Origin of the sequence: Enterococcus sp. C65, assembly GCF_040887165.1 — a bacterium.
GTDB lineage: Bacteria > Bacillota > Bacilli > Lactobacillales > Enterococcaceae > Enterococcus_B > Enterococcus_B hirae.
The window spans coordinates 131,293-146,421 of the sequence record NZ_JBFOFG010000004.1; the positions used below are offsets into that span (position 1 = coordinate 131,293).

Genomic DNA, 15,129 nt, shown 5'->3' on the forward strand with positions numbered 1-15,129 from the left:
GCGTAATTAGGAGGAGAATAATGTATTTTTTTATAGAAAATAAATTTATTAGTCCGAGTATTCAATTTTTAAATCGATTGAAACTTAAGGGAAAAGAAAGCAGAGCGCGTTCAAAATTAGTGAAAATTCTATTTGTTAAATTAAAACAACTAGCTGATGAAGAAATGACATTAGCTGAAGAATACGGCGAAAAAGACGATTCAGGTAATTTCGTATATGCTCCAAAAGATAAGGGGGGTGGAATAGTCATTGATCCTTTAAAAGTAAAAGATTATCTTAAAGAACATCAACTATTGATGGATGAGCTAGTAGAAATTAGTGAGGGAACATACGACAACCACTTGAATGAACTATATTGTATCTTAGATGAATGTACGGAAGAATTATCAGGGATAGATGCAGAAGTATATGATCGACTACTCGATGCATTTGAATCTTCTCCAGAATATTGTAAGACTTAAAGCAGAAGGAGATGAGTGATCATGGAATTAGAGAAAAAAGTGAAAGAATGTTTTCTGAATCGATAAATAAGAAGGTTTGAAGTATATGTTCGATAAATTATTAGAGATTAACAGTATGTTAGTGGCGTTGGGTGCAGGGAGTATCATTTCTCTATTTGTTCGTGTTTTTAAACAATTAAAATTTCAACGTCAAAAAACAGAAGAAAGGTTTAAAAAAATCGAATCAGCAAATCTTGCTTTGTTACATGATATGATTTACCAACAATGTAGTTTTTTTCTTGAACAAGGTTGGATTTCAGTTGATGATCTGGAAAATTTAGAATATATCTGGAAAGGGTACAAAGGATTAGGCGGAAATGGGACAGGAGAGGCTTTGTATAACAAAGTGGTTGCTTTGCCTCATAAACCACCAAAGGAGGAAGTATAATGGATGAAATATTGACAGCAACTTCGGTTATTAGCGTCATTGTATTAGGCGTAACACAAATAGTAAAGCAGACGGCAATCAATAATAAGTGGTTGCCGTTTTTGAATGTCGTTTTTGGGTTAATTATCGGCACTAGCTACGCCCTAACGATTGTTCAGGGGGATATAGCAATTTATGCCTGGGCAGGGATACTTGCAGGAATGTCTGCGGGTGGCTTTTATGATTTACCGGCTAACGGAAAATTGCTTTATAAAGAAACAAAAATCAATGAAGGAGACGATGAAAATGAGTAAACATTTAATAGTATTTGGACATGGTCAAGGTGATCCTGGCGCAATGGGGAATGGTTATCAAGAAGCAACGTTTACCAGAAATATTTTAGGTCAAAAATTGAAAGCATGGGCTTCTAAATTGAAAAGGAATCAAATCGACTTTTACAATGAATCGCTAGATATGTTTAAACAAACAAAAGTTGGAGGTGGAGCCTATAGCGTAAATGGGTATGCTTCTGTGACGGAGTTTCACTTGGATGGATCAGAAAATCCTAACGCTGAAAATGGCCATGTGATTATCAACGCTCGATTTAAAGCGGACAGTAATGATCTTGCGATTGCGAAAGTGATTGAGAAGTATGTTGGATTGTGGGGATCATCGAAACCTACTGGTGTTGTAGGAAGATCAGACCTATTAAACTGCAATGTTTTTGCAAATCGAGGTATTTCTTATCGATTAGTCGAATTAGGATTCATTACGAACAAGCGGGATATTGATGAGCTAACAAAAAATCTTGATGCAATTGCGAAAGGGATGGTTGAAGCTATTACAGGTGAATCTTTAAGCGGGAACACTACAAATGTATCATCAAAACCGAAAACACCCTCGGATCATGATAAAGCAGTAGCAGAGAGTAAAGCTGTTCATCAAGGAAACGCGTGGGCGAAACTAGACAAGTTCAATGAAGCAAGCAAAGGAAAAGTTCGAATCGCTGGTTGGCTAGTGCCAGATAAACCAGAAGGTGTAATCGGTAAATTTGCTTATATATTGATCATGAAGCATGGCACAAATGAAGAAATCACTCGTGTGGCTTCTCAAGGAATCAAACGACCTGATGTGAAGAAAAACTATAGCTACAAAGGTGGCGATGCCTTAGGAATGGACGTCACAGTGGATCTAGGATGGGTGAAAAAAGGCACGAAAATCGATGTCATTTTCCGTCGTTGTAATCAGACAAATGGAGAAGGCGCAGTGAACGATGTTCGGATTAAGGATATTTATTTAACTTTATAAATAAAAAGCTCCTCGTCGAGGAGCAGTACATAAAAAATAAAACAGAATATATTGTATTTTTCTTTTTAATATTTTAAACTATTATTTGCAAGTAGATATGCGGTATTGGTTCATTCCCTTGCTAGTCTTAGAAAGGGGATGATGCCATGAACGATGTTTTTTATTGTAATGTCTATTTGTCCTCAGAAAGGATAAATATCTCAATGGATGTTAGGGCATTTTTGAAAAAAGGAACTACGATCACTTTTAGTGGTATCGTAAGTTACTTATTAAAATTGCCACCATGGTTGTGTGTATTTCTAAGTGTCCTTGTGTTTTCCGCATTTATATGGTACACATGGGTGAACGCTCCAAAGCGTTACTGGGATTCATATAACAAACGTCACACTAAAAACTGAGTATCCCTAGTAAGTTTTCTTCCTGGCTTACGATGATGGGAAATTGAGAATCTAAACAATAAAAAACCATTGATCTCGGAAATCAATGGCAAGGTTGAGGATTCTATAGAGTTAGAATTCAAGACTAAGCTAGGGATTGAACAGATTGGATATCTGTAGCAAGCACTTGCAGACCATGTTGACAGCATGGTCTTTTTTTCTTGACAGGTTCATTCTATAGTACATAAAAATAATCGTCAACAATTTTTTCTTGATTTACTTGATTAATAACAATATTGACAATAGTAAAAAATCTTCGATACAATGAATGTGTTATCGCATATTCATAATACCCATTGCTAATCACAAACTAAGTCAATGCGATAACAGGTTTGTTGCCATTAGGTCTTTCTTTCCTGATGAATAAGTAGTGTGAATTGTGGCAACCACCTGTACCCTTAGCTCAGCTGGTCAGAGCAGATGGCTCATAACCGTCCGGTCGTAGGTTCGAATCTACAGCGTCCATATAGTAATTAAGTTAGTTCTGTGCTAGAATTTTTTTGAAGGATATCATACAAATCAATGGTTATTTTTCATTGCTGCTCAAATGAGTGGCTTTTTTACTTGTGCCAAATTATGTGCCAAATAGTTTTTTTAATCATTCAAATTGTTTGGTAGATCCGATTAGAAAAGCTTTATTTATCAATTAAATAGAATTAGTTGTAGCTATGATTAGTTCTCCTGTGACGTAAAAAAAACCAAAACCGGTAGAAACGAAAGTTTCTACCGGTTTTTCTTTGTTCTGGTAGTTGGACCAAATGGGTACGTAGCAAGTATTCTTATGATACGCAGTCTAATCAGGTAGGACCTAGGTATGTGTTAAAAAAGAATATATTGGATGTTTTTCTAAGTAAAAGGAGTAGGTAAAATTTTTACTCTACAAATTCATACATTCGTGTATTTTAACTTCGTTTAAGCAGAAATCAGTCCATCCTCTATAGGTGGATGATGTTTGGTATCAGGGGATCCAAGGTTCTTATAATATAATAGCTACAAGTGTGTTTGTTTTTTTATTTTTGAACGGTTCGGCTATACTTATTCTAAGCCGATAGGCAGAAATGAATAGGAGGAGAAAATATGTCGATTATTTCACAAATTATCATTACATTAGTCGCAATTGAATTTTTTTATATCATGTATTTAGAAACCTTTGCTACAACTTCTAAAGCAACTGGCAGAGTATTTAAAATGAGTCAAAAAGAATTAAGTAATTCGTCGGTACAAACGTTATTTAAAAATCAAGGTGTTTATAATGGATTGTTAGGTATTGGTTTATTGTATGCCACTTATATTTCGTCTGCACCAAAAGAAATGGCAAGTTTGTTATTGATTTATATTGTATTGGTCGCAGCTTACGGTAGTATCACTAGTGACAAACTAATTATTTTGAAACAAGGTGGTCTGGCAATCATTGGATTACTAACTCTTTTGATTTGAGTTAATCTTATTTTATAAAAATTTTCATGAAAACGCCTATAACTTTGTGAAAAAGCTGACATGAGTTAGAAAAATATGCTATTCTAATAGTTGCGTGTTTCGTAAAATTTTTATAAAAAAGGAGTCTCTAGGTTGTTCAAAAAGTATATTTTTTTACTAAATGAAGAATTTGACGGATATGATCGTCAAAAATTCCAAAAAGATTTATTAGCTGGTATTACTGTAGCTGCAGTAGCTTTACCTTTAGCGTTGGCGTTTGGCGTTTCCAGTGGTGCAAATGCTGCGGCAGGATTAATTACAGCGGTTATTGCTGGACTTATTATTGGTGGCTTGTCAGGTGGTTTTTATCAAATTTCAGGACCAACAGGCGCAATGGCTGCGATCTTGATGTCGATTGCAGCTACTCAAGGGATGTCTGGAGTGTTACTGGCGACATTTTTAGCAGGACTATTATTGCTAGTGGCAGGCATTTTTAGATTAGGAACATTGACCTCTTTTATTCCAGCTCCAGTGATTACTGGATTTACTTCGGGAATTGCTATTATCATTGCCTTGGGTCAAGTGGATAACTTGTTTGGTGTCCATTCAGAAGGTGCAAATGTGATTGAGAAGTTTCTCAGCTATCAGACCTTTGGCTTTTCGATAAATTTTTCCTCCTTTATTATGGGATTATTAGTGATCATCGGAATGATTATCTACCCCAAAAAATGGGCTCAAACTATACCAAGTTCTTTGATGGCAATTATTCTTGCAACGGTTGCGATGTTCTTGTTTCACTTGCCGATAGCAACCGTGGGAAAAATTCCACAGACGTTGATCAGTAGCGATCGCTTAACGTTTGCAGCCTTTCATCTTGATTCTTTAAAAGAAGTGATGGTGCCAGCGATTAGCATTGCCTTGCTTGGCATGGTGGAAAGTTTGCTCTGTGGTGCTTCTGCGGGACGAATGGCAAACAAACCATTGGACAGCAACCAAGAACTTGTTGCGCAAGGAATCGGAAATCTAGTTTTACCATTTTTTGGAGGCATTCCAGCGACAGCTGCGATTGCCCGAACAAGTGTGGCAATTAAATCAGGGGCACAGACTCGTTTAGCTGGTATCATTCATGCTTTGGTTTTGTTTTTATCTATGATTATTTTTGCACCAATTATGTCAAACATTCCTATGCCAGCTTTGGCAGGAGTGTTGATTGTTACTGCTTGGCGCATGAATGAATGGGAAACGATCAACGTCTTGTTCACTAAGAGATATTGGTCTGGCATCTTATTATTTTTGATTACTATGGGATGTACCGTGATTTTTGACTTAAGTATTGCGATCGTCATCGGCATTATCGGTGGCTGTATTTTCTTTGTGATCAAAAGTGCGGCAATCACGATCTCGGTTGAAACAATCGATTGGGAACGAATGGATTTGCCAGAAACGAAAAAATTAGATAATTGGACAGTTGTCTATATTAGTGGACCACTCTTTTTTATGTCTGCTGAAAAATTAAAAAATACATTAGCTGATTTAAATCAAAAAGAGGGGATCATTTTTTCTATGCGTGGTGTTCCAAGTATTGATTTAACTGCCCGGGCTGTTTTTGATGAGTTTCAAGAAAAAGCTGAAATGCGAGAACAAACGATTATTTACACCTCGCTACAACCAGAAGTAGAAAAACAACTACAGCATTTATGGCAAAAAGCTGGCTTTGAGCAACACCAAACAGTAGCGCATGCACTCTCAGCGCTGCATGAACAATATACGTAATCAGTCATGAGCAGGAGAAATGTCTTTGAGAAACAGGGCAAACAAAGTGTTTTTGCAGTGTTTAATTAAAATAAGCTATAAAAATTCAAAAATCCCGAAACAGCTTTTTTCTGTTTCGGGATTTTTTACCTATGGAAGCTGTGGCTATTGATTGCTAGGATCTTTCTCGAGATAGTTTGCTAAGGTAAGCCAGTCTTTGCGGATCACGTCAGCCAATGTTCGATTGTAAAAAATAGCTGCAGGATGGAAAAGCGGGAGGATCTGGTAGCTTTTATCACTCCACTCGTAAGCATCTTTTTGTTGATTCAGTTTTAAAATAGGCCCAGTATAAAGCTGACCATGATTTTTAGAGATCGTATAAGCAGAACCTAATAACCGTTGCAAACCGATATTGCCTAATGTAGCAATCAAATGGGGCTCGACATGTTCGATTTCATAATCTAGGATCGGCGCATGAGCGAATACTTCCGCTTTCGTTGGTGTCCGATTCGGATAAACAGTTTCTGCTTGCTGAGTTCGTTTATTGAGTCGTTGGACTGTCCGATAAGGTCGACTTCTGACTGCACTAGTAATATAAACATCTTCTCTTGTCAAACCAGCTAGAGCAAGAGTTTGCATTAGTTCTTTGCCTGCTTGTCCGCTAAAAGGAATATGATTATCGATTTCTGTTTTGCCAGGAGCTTCACCTACCAGCATGAGTTTTGGGTGGAGTGGGCCTTGACCAGCAACGAAACCTTCTACCGCACGACCTTGCATACGAATCGTTGCTTCTTGAACCAATTCATCAGGATAGATCATTCGTTTACCTCCTTCGTCTTCACTAACATTATAATGAGCAAAAGTGAAAATTGCGATTGATTGACTTAAGAAAAGTTCTAGAATCTAGAGTTGACGAATGAGCTAGTTTCTGGTAATCTAGTACTGTTGTAATTGTGGACTCCACAGCTACAACCGCACAGAACGAGTTTGTAAGTACAGGTAACTGTCACTCTGGATGGCGAGTCTAAGTCTATTATAAGGAGGTGCTTTATAGCATGTACGCAATTATTAAAACTGGTGGTAAACAAGTAAAAGTTGAAGTTGGACAAGCAATCTACGTTGAAAAACTTGACGTTGAAGCAGGTGAAAAAGTTGTTTTTGACGAAGTTATCTTAGTAGGTGGCGAAACTACAAAAGTAGGCGCTCCAATCATTTCTGGTGCAACTGTTGAAGGTACTGTTGAAAAACACGGCAAACAAAAGAAAGTCGTTACTTTCAAATACAAACCTAAAAAACATTCACACCGTAAACAAGGTCACCGTCAACCATACACAAAAGTGGTTATCGACGCGATCAACGCTTAATTAGCGCTTGAGAAAGAAGGCCTGAATAATGATCAAAGGAACATTTAAACGTAATGACGCTGGTCAAATCGTTTCATTTACTTTGACAGGGCATGCTGATGCTGGTCCTTATGGGAGTGATATCGTCTGTGCAGGAGTTTCTGCATTAGCGATCAGTACTGTCAATGGGATTGCCTCATTAGCTGGTTTTGAACCAATTGTCGAAATGAATGAAGAAGAGGGCGGTTATTTATATACCGAAGTCACTTCAGGATTGACACAAGAGCAAAACAATATTGCCGAGATTCTATTAGAAAATCTCTTGTTGGGATTACAATCGATAGAAGCTGAAAATTCAGAATATATCCAAATTAAAACAATTAATGATAAATAGGAGGTGCAGACCATGTTGTTATCAATGAATCTACAATTCTTTGCCCACAAAAAAGGTGGCGGTTCTACATCTAACGGACGCGACTCAGAATCAAAACGTCTAGGTGCTAAACGCGCTGACGGACAAACAGTTACAGGTGGATCAATTCTTTACCGTCAACGCGGTACAAAAATTTATCCAGGTGTGAACGTGGGTATTGGTGGAGACGACACTTTATTTGCTAAAGTTGACGGAGTAGTACGTTTCGAACGTAAAGGCCGCGACAAAAAACAAGTGTCTGTTTATCCAGTAGCTCAAGAAGCTTAATGAACAGTTAGCTCTATCCCTTATTACGTAAAGGATAGAGCTTTTTTTATGACTTTTAATGAAAACGGTTGACAAAAAAGGTGCTTAAACATAAAAATCAATACCATTCTTTACTTTTTTATTCAAAATCCTGTGCTTATCATTAGTTAAAATGGAAATTACATATTAAAAAACGAACGTCATTCTAAATGATCGGTTTGAAAAAAATAAAAAACGTTTCTCGTTTGAAGTATAACAATATATGAGTGGAAAAAATCACTACTATTTATGAATGTTGTATTGTATACTGGGATTTAAAAAGGAGTGATGAATGAAAAAATGAATTTAAATAACGTTTCAAAGCGTTTGTATAAATGGGACAATTTAAAGGCTTTATTAATTTTCCTGGTTGTAGTAGGTCATTTAATTGATCGGGCGAATCAAAAGAGCGACTTGTTAATGAAAATTAACTATTGGATATATATGTTTCATATGCCAGCATTCATCTTTGTTTCTGGTCTATTCAGCAAGAATACAATTCGTAACAAGGATTTCCGTAAAAGTTTTAGATATCTCAAATGGTTTTTCATTTTAAAAATTATATTTTTGATTAGCACTTTTCTCTCTTCAGGTTCTTTAAGCTTTTCCTTTTTAACAGAAAGCGGACTGCCGTGGTATTGTTTTGCTATTTTTGCTTTTCAATTAATCAGCATGGTTATTGATGGATATGACAAATACTGGGTGCTAGGCATAGCTGTTGTAATTGGTTGTTTGGCAGGATATGATGCAAATTTGGGAGATTTTCTATGTTCTTCAAGAATCTTAACTTTCTTTCCATTTTTTTATGCTGGATACTTAATTGATTATCAAAAAATGTCAAATTATCTAAACAATTTTAAGATCAAGTTGTGCGCGTTGTTCCTTTTGTCAGGAAGTTTTTTTGTCGTTTATTTTAAGTTATATGGCACCTCACTGACGATGGGATTTTTGACCGGTAGAAATGCTTATGCGAATGTAAGCGAATTAGTAGGTCTTTATGGTGGTTTTTTCCGATTTATTTACTATATTGCAGTCTTCCTTATAATCAGTAGTTTGGTTGCTTTGATAAGTAATAAACGACTGTTTATTACGAGTTTTGGAGAATTATCCTTGATCATATATATGTTGCATATACCTATCGTCAGAATAGTGAATGATAAACTTCATTTGGATTTGTTTATTAAAAGTTTTGGTGTACCGCAGAGTATTACGATTCTAATAGTAACTATATGTATTTTCTTTTTGTGCAGAATGGAGTGGGTTCATAAGCCGTTAAACAAAATTCTCTATTTTAATGTTCCTGAAAAAACAGATAATTTGGTAAAAGGAAATGGGTATTTTAAAAGCTTTTTTTATGACCGTACTTTGACCATACTTGATAGTAAAAATGAAGAATAATTAGATGGTATGATGAGCGTATTATTATAGAAGACAAGTGTTTAGGTTATACGATCGGAGTTAATAAAAGTTCACTAGAAAATATTGAATTGGAAGTGATTGTTTATCCGAGCACTCAATAAACAGAATAAATTGAATAAACAATGAACTAAACTCAATGAAAAAAGTTCTCTCTTGTTGATTAAGAGGAGAGCTTTTTTTGTCTGTGTTTCATTACAATAGATAAAATGGTTTATCGGCGCAAGCACTTCGATCCGATTATTTTAAAGAAAAGCTTTAAGTTGAAGGGGACGTTTTTGGATAATTCTAATGAGACAAAGAGTAGCTGATCCAGTCAATACTTCTTTTAATAAGAGATATTTACTGTAAATAGTTGACGAAATGGAATTAAATTTATAGTATTATGTTTTGAAGCCAGTTAATGAAAAAGGGGCGAAACCAAATGGCGAAGCGCATTGATCGAATTTATACGTATGTCAAAGAAAAAACGGCTCATCTAAAACCGATTGAATATGATCAAGGGGTCACAACGAAAGAGATAGCTGAGGTTTTAGGAATCCAACGGACCAATAGTAGTAAAGATTTGAATCAGTTGGTACGTGAAGGAAAATTGTTGAAAACCGATGGACGACCTGTACGTTACATATATCAAAAAAATGTTGCCTATGAACAACCGACCGCCAAACATGTCATAAGCTATAAAGAAGAAAGAGTACCAGTAGAAAAAGCAAGGATTCAGATTGATACGAAAGATATTTTTGCTAAGATCATTGGTGCAAATGGGAGTATGAAAAACTCGGTTGAGCAAGCGAAAGCCGCCATTTTATATCCGCCGAGAGGTCTGAATTGTTTGATCACTGGACCAACTGGATCGGGGAAAACCTACTTTGCACATGCGATGTTTCATTTTGCCAAAGCCAATCACGTCATTAGTGAAGACAACGAGTTGATCGTCTTTAACTGTGCCGACTACGCTAATAACCCGGAATTATTGATGAGTCACTTGTTTGGGTATGTCAAAGGTGCTTTTACTGGAGCAGAAGAGGAAAAAACCGGAATCATTGACCAAGCAGATGGAGGAATGTTGTTCCTAGATGAAATTCACCGGTTACCACCTGAAGGGCAAGAAATGATCTTTTACTTCATGGATCATGGTACCTATAGTCGATTAGGAGAAACAACAAAATCTCATGAAGCAAATGTTCGGATCGTGGGTGCAACAACTGAGGACCCTGGTTCTTCTCTATTAGAGACCTTTGTTCGGAGAATACCGATCAATATCAAGTTGCCATCTTTTGAAAAACGCCCTGCAAATGAAAAAATCGACCTGGTTAAAATTATGATCGCCCATGAAGCCAACCGTATCCAACGGCAAATTTCGCTAACTGAAGATGTTGTTAAAGCGTTGATCGGTAGTGTAACCTATGGGAACATCGGTCAGTTGAAATCGAATATCCAATTGATTTGCGCTCGTGGTTTTTTAAATCATATCAATTCTCCAGAAATCTCGATTACGATCGATGATTTGACGGAAGGGATTAGAAGTGGATTGATCCAATTAGCAAGTAATCGAGTAGCGATGTCCGAACTATCGAAGCTATTGGAGCCCAAAATTACGGTGTATCCTAACGACACAATCATGAAGATTCAATCTGATTCTTATGAACTACCCTATAATCTTTATGACATTATTGGGGACAAAGCAGCACTATTAAAGTCTGACGGATTAGATCAAGAAGCCATCAATCATTTTATTTCAACGGATATCAACATCCATTTGAAATCTTTTTACAAGGATCATGGATTCTCGTTCAATGCCGATAACAAACTAGCTGAGTTTGTTGATCCTAAAATCATCGAAGTCACCAATCAAATATATATAATGGTAAAAAATGCCTTGCCATATGAGTTTCAGCAAAATTTTATCTACGCAATGAGTCTGCATATCAGTTCTTTTTTAAAAAGAATCAATATCGGTGAAGAGCGCCATACGAATGATAATATACGTGAAATGGCAATTGATTTTCCAGTGGAATATGAAGTAGCGAAAGAAGTTAGAAAGTATATTGAGGAGTATTTCCAAGTAACGATTCCAGATAGCGAAGATTACTATCTCACTGTCTTGCTTGTGTCGCTAAGGGCAAATCAAGCAAGCGGTCGTATTGGGGTAGTCGTGGCAGCACATGGTAATAGTACAGCAAGCAGCATGGTTCAAGTGGTCCAACAATTATTAGATGCAGACAATGTACGAGCGGTCGATATGCCATTGGATATGGATCCTAAAACGGCGCTTAGTCGGATCGAACGAATGGTGCAAGAGGTGGATGAAGGCAGTGGAACGATCTTATTAGTGGATATGGGTTCGCTTGCTTCATTTAATTCTCAGATTCAGCGAGATACAGGAATTCCTGTGCGGACAGTTGACATGGTGACGACCTCTTTGGTATTAGAGACGGTTCGCAAAGTTTCTGTGTTAGGTACGGATTTAGATATGTTATACGATTCCTTGAAAAATTTCCGTGGTTATGCAGAAATTTCGATGGAAAAAACACCTGAACCGACCGCTCTCAGAAAAAAAGCCATCTTAGCTATTTGTGCATCTGGTGAAGGAACCGCACAACGAATCAAAGAATTGATCGAACGTTCTGTAAGTAAACGGCAAGATGTCGAGTTGACTGTTTTGGCACTCTCTGTTTTAGAATTGGAAAAAGAATTGCCTAAATTAATCGAAAATTACCAAGTCATTGCGACTACTGGAATTACAGATCCGCAGATTGCTGCGCCATTTATTCCATTGGAGCGGTTTATCGATCAAAATATCGAGTTGATTTTAGATCAATTATTACTTGAGGCAGAATTAGATGAAACAGAAGAAGTGCCATTGAGTGAAGAAACTGCAAAACAGACTTGTGTGAAATTTATTGAACAAAATTTTACATTTATCAATGGAACCAAATTGATTGATCCTTTATGGAATTTTAGTGATCAAGTGTCTGAGAAGCTATCGATTGAGAATCATGGATATAGTTTTAAAATCAATTTAGTTTTACACACAGTGGGGATGATTGAACGGATTTTATTAAACGAGCCATTGAATGTTGAATCAGACGAACTGGAAAAAGCGATGGAAGATCCATTGTTTTCGTCTATCCAACAATTGTTATCCCCGTTGGAAAAGACCATCAGATTTGAAACACCTTCATCTGAAGTTTATTATTCATTAAAGCTGATTCGTAATGAATTGGCAAAAAATGAATACACTAAATGAAAAATACACAAAAAAGATACACTGTTGTTAGTGTATCTTTTTTGTGTATTGCTTCGAAACGCCTTAAAACCCTTTAGTGTATTGATAAAAAGTTGGCACGGTTCTTGCTTTTATATAAATGTGCCAATAGATGGTTATACACACAGAAAATGAGAGGGGTTTCTGTGAAGTAGTTTAACAAAAGGAGATTTGCTGATGGATATTCGGTTAGCGCGTATAGATGATCGTTTGATCCATGGACAAGTTGCAACGGTCTGGTCAAAATTGACCGGCGTGGAACGCATCATTGTTATTAGTGATTTAGTAGCCCAAGATAAATTGAGAAAGTTTCTTTTAAAAGAAGCTGCTCCACCGGGAATCATCGCAAATGTGATCACGGTGAAAAAAATGATTCAAGTTTATCAAAGCGGTTTACTAGCAACGACGAAAGTGATGCTTTTATTCACTAATCCTCAAGACGTTGAGAAAATTGTCTTAAGTGGTGTACAGCTGGATTCATTGAATATCGGTGGGATGAGTTTTTCTGAGGGGAAGACGATGATTACAAATTTTGTGTCAGTCGACCATAAAGATATTGCATCGTTCCAATTCTTGAATCAGCAAGGTGTAGAATTAGAAATTCGCAAAGTACCCGCAGATAGAAAGATCCTTTTGATGGAATTACTAGCAAAAGCCAAAAAGGCATAATATTGTTGTTGGAAAATGGTCAAATTCATCTGTTGTAATGGTTAGCAATTATTTTAATATTTGATTTGTTACAACAAAAAGAAGTAGGAGGTATAAATATGGTAGGGATTATCCTTGCAAGTCATGGACAATTTGCTGAAGGTATCTTGCAATCAGGTTCAATGATTTTTGGCGAACAAGAAAACGTCAAAGCAGTCATTTTAAAACCAAGCGAAGGTCCAGATGACTTGAGAGCCAAATTAGAAGAGGCTGTTGCTTCTTTTGATAATCAAGACGAAGTATTGTTCTTAGTTGATTTATGGGGCGGAACACCGTTCAATCAATCAAACACATTGTTTGAAGAACACAAAGACAAATGGGCAATTGTTAGTGGTTTGAACTTGCCTATGTTGATCGAAGCTTATGCGTCACGTTTTTCAATGGAATCTGCTCAAGAAATTGCAGCACATATCATTGAAACAGCAAAAGATGGTGTGAAAGTGAAGCCAGAAGAGCTTGAACCACAAGAAGCACCAAAAGCAGAAGTTTCTGATGGACAACCTAAAGGTGCATTACCCGAAGGAACAGTAGTTGGCGACGGTAAGATTAAATATGTTTTAGCACGTGTTGACTCACGTTTATTACATGGTCAAGTTGCTACTGCATGGACAAAAGCTGTTCAACCAAATCGGATCATCGTTGTTTCAGATGCTGTATCAAAAGATGATTTACGTAAGAAATTGATCGAACAAGCTGCTCCTCCAGGGGTTAAAGCAAACGTTATCCCAATTTCTAAAATGATCGAAGTTGCTAAAGATCCAAGATTTGGGAATACAAAAGCTTTGCTATTGTTTGAAAATCCTGAAGACGTGTTGACAGCTGTTGAAGGCGGCGTTGACATCCAAGAATTAAACGTAGGTTCAATGGCCCACTCAGTTGGGAAAGTTGTCGTAAGTAAAGTTTTATCAATGGGCCCTGAAGACGTAGAGGCATTTGAAAAACTAGAAAGCAAAGGAGTTAAATTTGATGTACGTAAAGTACCAAATGACTCTCGCGACAATATGGACGAAATTCTTAAAAAAGCTAAGTCTGAATTATCTAAAGCATAATTCAAAAAACTAATATTTATAGGAGGCTTATCATGTCTATTATTTCAATGATTTTAGTCGTATTCGTTGCCTTTCTAGCAGGGATGGAAGGGATTCTGGATGAATTCCAATTTCATCAACCTCTAGTGGCATGTACATTAATAGGTTTAGTAACAGGTAACCTTGAAGCAGGTATCGTATTAGGTGGTACTCTTCAAATGATCGCTCTTGGCTGGGCAAATATCGGAGCTGCTGTAGCACCAGATGCTGCATTGGCATCAGTTGCATCTGCAATTATTTTAGTATTAGGTGGTCAAGGTGTTCGAGGCGTTCCATCAGCTATTGCTATCGCAGTACCACTTGCTGTTGCTGGTTTGTTCTTAACAATGATCGTACGTACAATCGCTGTTCCTATCGTTCACTTGATGGATGCTGCTGCTGAAGAAGGTAACATCCGCAAAGTTGAAATGTGGCACATCATTGCAGTATGTTTACAAGGTATCCGTATTGCAATTCCTGCTGGAGCATTATTATTCATCCCAGCTCAAACTGTTCAATCTTTCTTAGAATCAATGCCTGCATGGTTAACAGACGGTATGGCTATTGGTGGGGGAATGGTTGTTGCTGTAGGTTACGCATTAGTAATCAACATGATGGCAACTAAAGAAGTATGGCCATTCTTCGTTATCGGTTTTGTTGTAGCTGCAATTACTCAATTAACATTGATTGCCCTAGGTGCTTTAGGTGTTGCTTTAGCTCTTATCTACTTGAACCTTTCTAAAATGGGAGGCTCTTCAAATGGTGGCGGAGGAAGCAACTCAGGTGACCCTCTAGGCGACATTTTGAATGACTATTAATCTTGAAGGAG

The 15,129-nt window shown here is 37.0% G+C and carries 15 protein-coding genes and 1 other annotated feature; of the genes, 14 read left to right on the forward strand and 1 reads right to left on the reverse strand.

The annotated features are described in order from the left end of the window. Positions 1–20: 20 nt before the first annotated feature. The 6 genes from AB3I12_RS05850 (at position 21) to AB3I12_RS05875 (ending at position 5,801) form a co-directional block, all read left to right on the forward strand. Positions 21–461, forward strand: a complete 441-nt coding sequence (locus AB3I12_RS05850; protein ID WP_368015631.1) for a DUF1617 family protein — start codon at positions 21–23, stop codon at positions 459–461. Between the two features lie 85 nt (positions 462–546). Further along, the gene (locus AB3I12_RS05855) at positions 547–888 is read left to right on the forward strand and encodes a hypothetical protein (RefSeq protein ID WP_368015633.1); all 342 of its coding nucleotides are present in this window, start codon (positions 547–549) and stop codon (positions 886–888) included. Further along, positions 888–1,181, forward strand: coding sequence for a holin (locus AB3I12_RS05860; protein WP_368015634.1), 294 nt, complete (start codon positions 888–890; stop codon positions 1,179–1,181). Before AB3I12_RS05855 ends, AB3I12_RS05860 begins: the two co-directional genes overlap by 1 nt. After that, positions 1,174–2,175: an N-acetylmuramoyl-L-alanine amidase gene (locus AB3I12_RS05865; protein WP_368015636.1), complete on the forward strand. Its 1,002-nt coding sequence runs from the start codon at positions 1,174–1,176 to the stop codon at positions 2,173–2,175. Before AB3I12_RS05860 ends, AB3I12_RS05865 begins: the two co-directional genes overlap by 8 nt. A 1,514-nt stretch (positions 2,176–3,689) precedes the next feature. After that, positions 3,690–4,049, forward strand: a complete 360-nt coding sequence (locus AB3I12_RS05870) for a DUF1304 domain-containing protein (RefSeq protein ID WP_063626739.1) — start codon at positions 3,690–3,692, stop codon at positions 4,047–4,049. A 132-nt stretch (positions 4,050–4,181) separates the two neighbouring features. Then, a complete protein-coding gene (locus AB3I12_RS05875; protein ID WP_034698791.1) occupies positions 4,182–5,801 on the forward strand; it encodes a SulP family inorganic anion transporter in 1,620 nt (539 codons plus the stop codon). A gap of 144 nt (positions 5,802–5,945) precedes the next feature. Here AB3I12_RS05875 and AB3I12_RS05880 read toward each other — a convergent pair whose 3' ends face one another. Beyond that, positions 5,946–6,599 (reverse strand): uracil-DNA glycosylase, encoded by a 654-nt coding sequence (locus tag AB3I12_RS05880; RefSeq protein ID WP_010719809.1) that lies wholly within the window; start codon positions 6,597–6,599, stop codon positions 5,946–5,948. A gap of 141 nt (positions 6,600–6,740) precedes the next feature. Further along, positions 6,741–6,816: a sequence feature (ribosomal protein L21 leader region), on the forward strand. 19 nt (positions 6,817–6,835) lie between these two features. Here AB3I12_RS05880 and rplU point away from each other — a divergent pair. The 8 genes from rplU (at position 6,836) to AB3I12_RS05920 (ending at position 15,118) form a co-directional block, all read left to right on the forward strand. Beyond that, a complete protein-coding gene (gene rplU / locus AB3I12_RS05885; RefSeq protein ID WP_010719808.1) occupies positions 6,836–7,144 on the forward strand; it encodes a 50S ribosomal protein L21 in 309 nt (102 codons plus the stop codon). A 28-nt stretch (positions 7,145–7,172) separates the two neighbouring features. Continuing rightward, a complete protein-coding gene (locus AB3I12_RS05890; protein WP_010719807.1) occupies positions 7,173–7,517 on the forward strand; it encodes a ribosomal-processing cysteine protease Prp in 345 nt (114 codons plus the stop codon). Between the two features lie 12 nt (positions 7,518–7,529). Further along, positions 7,530–7,823 carry a 50S ribosomal protein L27 gene (gene rpmA / locus AB3I12_RS05895; RefSeq protein WP_010719806.1) on the forward strand — a complete coding sequence of 98 codons (294 nt, stop codon included), beginning with the start codon at positions 7,530–7,532 and terminating at the stop codon, positions 7,821–7,823. 306 nt (positions 7,824–8,129) lie between these two features. Then, positions 8,130–9,239 carry an acyltransferase family protein gene (locus AB3I12_RS05900; protein ID WP_063626741.1) on the forward strand — a complete coding sequence of 370 codons (1,110 nt, stop codon included), beginning with the start codon at positions 8,130–8,132 and terminating at the stop codon, positions 9,237–9,239. 442 nt (positions 9,240–9,681) lie between these two features. Beyond that, positions 9,682–12,507, forward strand: coding sequence for a sigma 54-interacting transcriptional regulator (locus AB3I12_RS05905; RefSeq protein ID WP_010719804.1), 2,826 nt, complete (start codon positions 9,682–9,684; stop codon positions 12,505–12,507). A 195-nt stretch (positions 12,508–12,702) separates the two neighbouring features. Beyond that, positions 12,703–13,194, forward strand: coding sequence for a mannose/fructose/sorbose PTS transporter subunit IIB (locus AB3I12_RS05910; protein ID WP_010719803.1), 492 nt, complete (start codon positions 12,703–12,705; stop codon positions 13,192–13,194). A gap of 98 nt (positions 13,195–13,292) precedes the next feature. After that, positions 13,293–14,282: a mannose/fructose/sorbose PTS transporter subunit IIA gene (locus AB3I12_RS05915; protein ID WP_010719802.1), complete on the forward strand. Its 990-nt coding sequence runs from the start codon at positions 13,293–13,295 to the stop codon at positions 14,280–14,282. 32 nt (positions 14,283–14,314) lie between these two features. Then, complete coding sequence (locus AB3I12_RS05920) at positions 14,315–15,118, forward strand: PTS mannose/fructose/sorbose transporter subunit IIC (protein WP_010719801.1); 804 nt, start codon at positions 14,315–14,317, stop codon at positions 15,116–15,118. The last annotated feature ends 11 nt before the right edge of the window (positions 15,119–15,129 follow it).

Coding starts and splice junctions, on each gene's coding strand:
- AB3I12_RS05920 (WP_010719801.1), top strand. CDS start 14,315: ATGTCTATTATTTCAATGATTTTAGTCGTATTCGTTGCCTTTCTAGCA.
- AB3I12_RS05850 (WP_368015631.1), top strand. CDS start 21: ATGTATTTTTTTATAGAAAATAAATTTATTAGTCCGAGTATTCAATTT.
- rplU (WP_010719808.1), top strand. CDS start 6,836: ATGTACGCAATTATTAAAACTGGTGGTAAACAAGTAAAAGTTGAAGTT.
- AB3I12_RS05915 (WP_010719802.1), top strand. CDS start 13,293: ATGGTAGGGATTATCCTTGCAAGTCATGGACAATTTGCTGAAGGTATC.
- AB3I12_RS05855 (WP_368015633.1), top strand. CDS start 547: ATGTTCGATAAATTATTAGAGATTAACAGTATGTTAGTGGCGTTGGGT.
- AB3I12_RS05865 (WP_368015636.1), top strand. CDS start 1,174: ATGAGTAAACATTTAATAGTATTTGGACATGGTCAAGGTGATCCTGGC.
- rpmA (WP_010719806.1), top strand. CDS start 7,530: ATGTTGTTATCAATGAATCTACAATTCTTTGCCCACAAAAAAGGTGGC.
- AB3I12_RS05900 (WP_063626741.1), top strand. CDS start 8,130: ATGAATGAAAAAATGAATTTAAATAACGTTTCAAAGCGTTTGTATAAA.
- AB3I12_RS05910 (WP_010719803.1), top strand. CDS start 12,703: ATGGATATTCGGTTAGCGCGTATAGATGATCGTTTGATCCATGGACAA.
- AB3I12_RS05880 (WP_010719809.1), bottom strand. CDS start 6,599: ATGATCTATCCTGATGAATTGGTTCAAGAAGCAACGATTCGTATGCAA.
- AB3I12_RS05890 (WP_010719807.1), top strand. CDS start 7,173: ATGATCAAAGGAACATTTAAACGTAATGACGCTGGTCAAATCGTTTCA.
- AB3I12_RS05860 (WP_368015634.1), top strand. CDS start 888: ATGGATGAAATATTGACAGCAACTTCGGTTATTAGCGTCATTGTATTA.
- AB3I12_RS05905 (WP_010719804.1), top strand. CDS start 9,682: ATGGCGAAGCGCATTGATCGAATTTATACGTATGTCAAAGAAAAAACG.
- AB3I12_RS05870 (WP_063626739.1), top strand. CDS start 3,690: ATGTCGATTATTTCACAAATTATCATTACATTAGTCGCAATTGAATTT.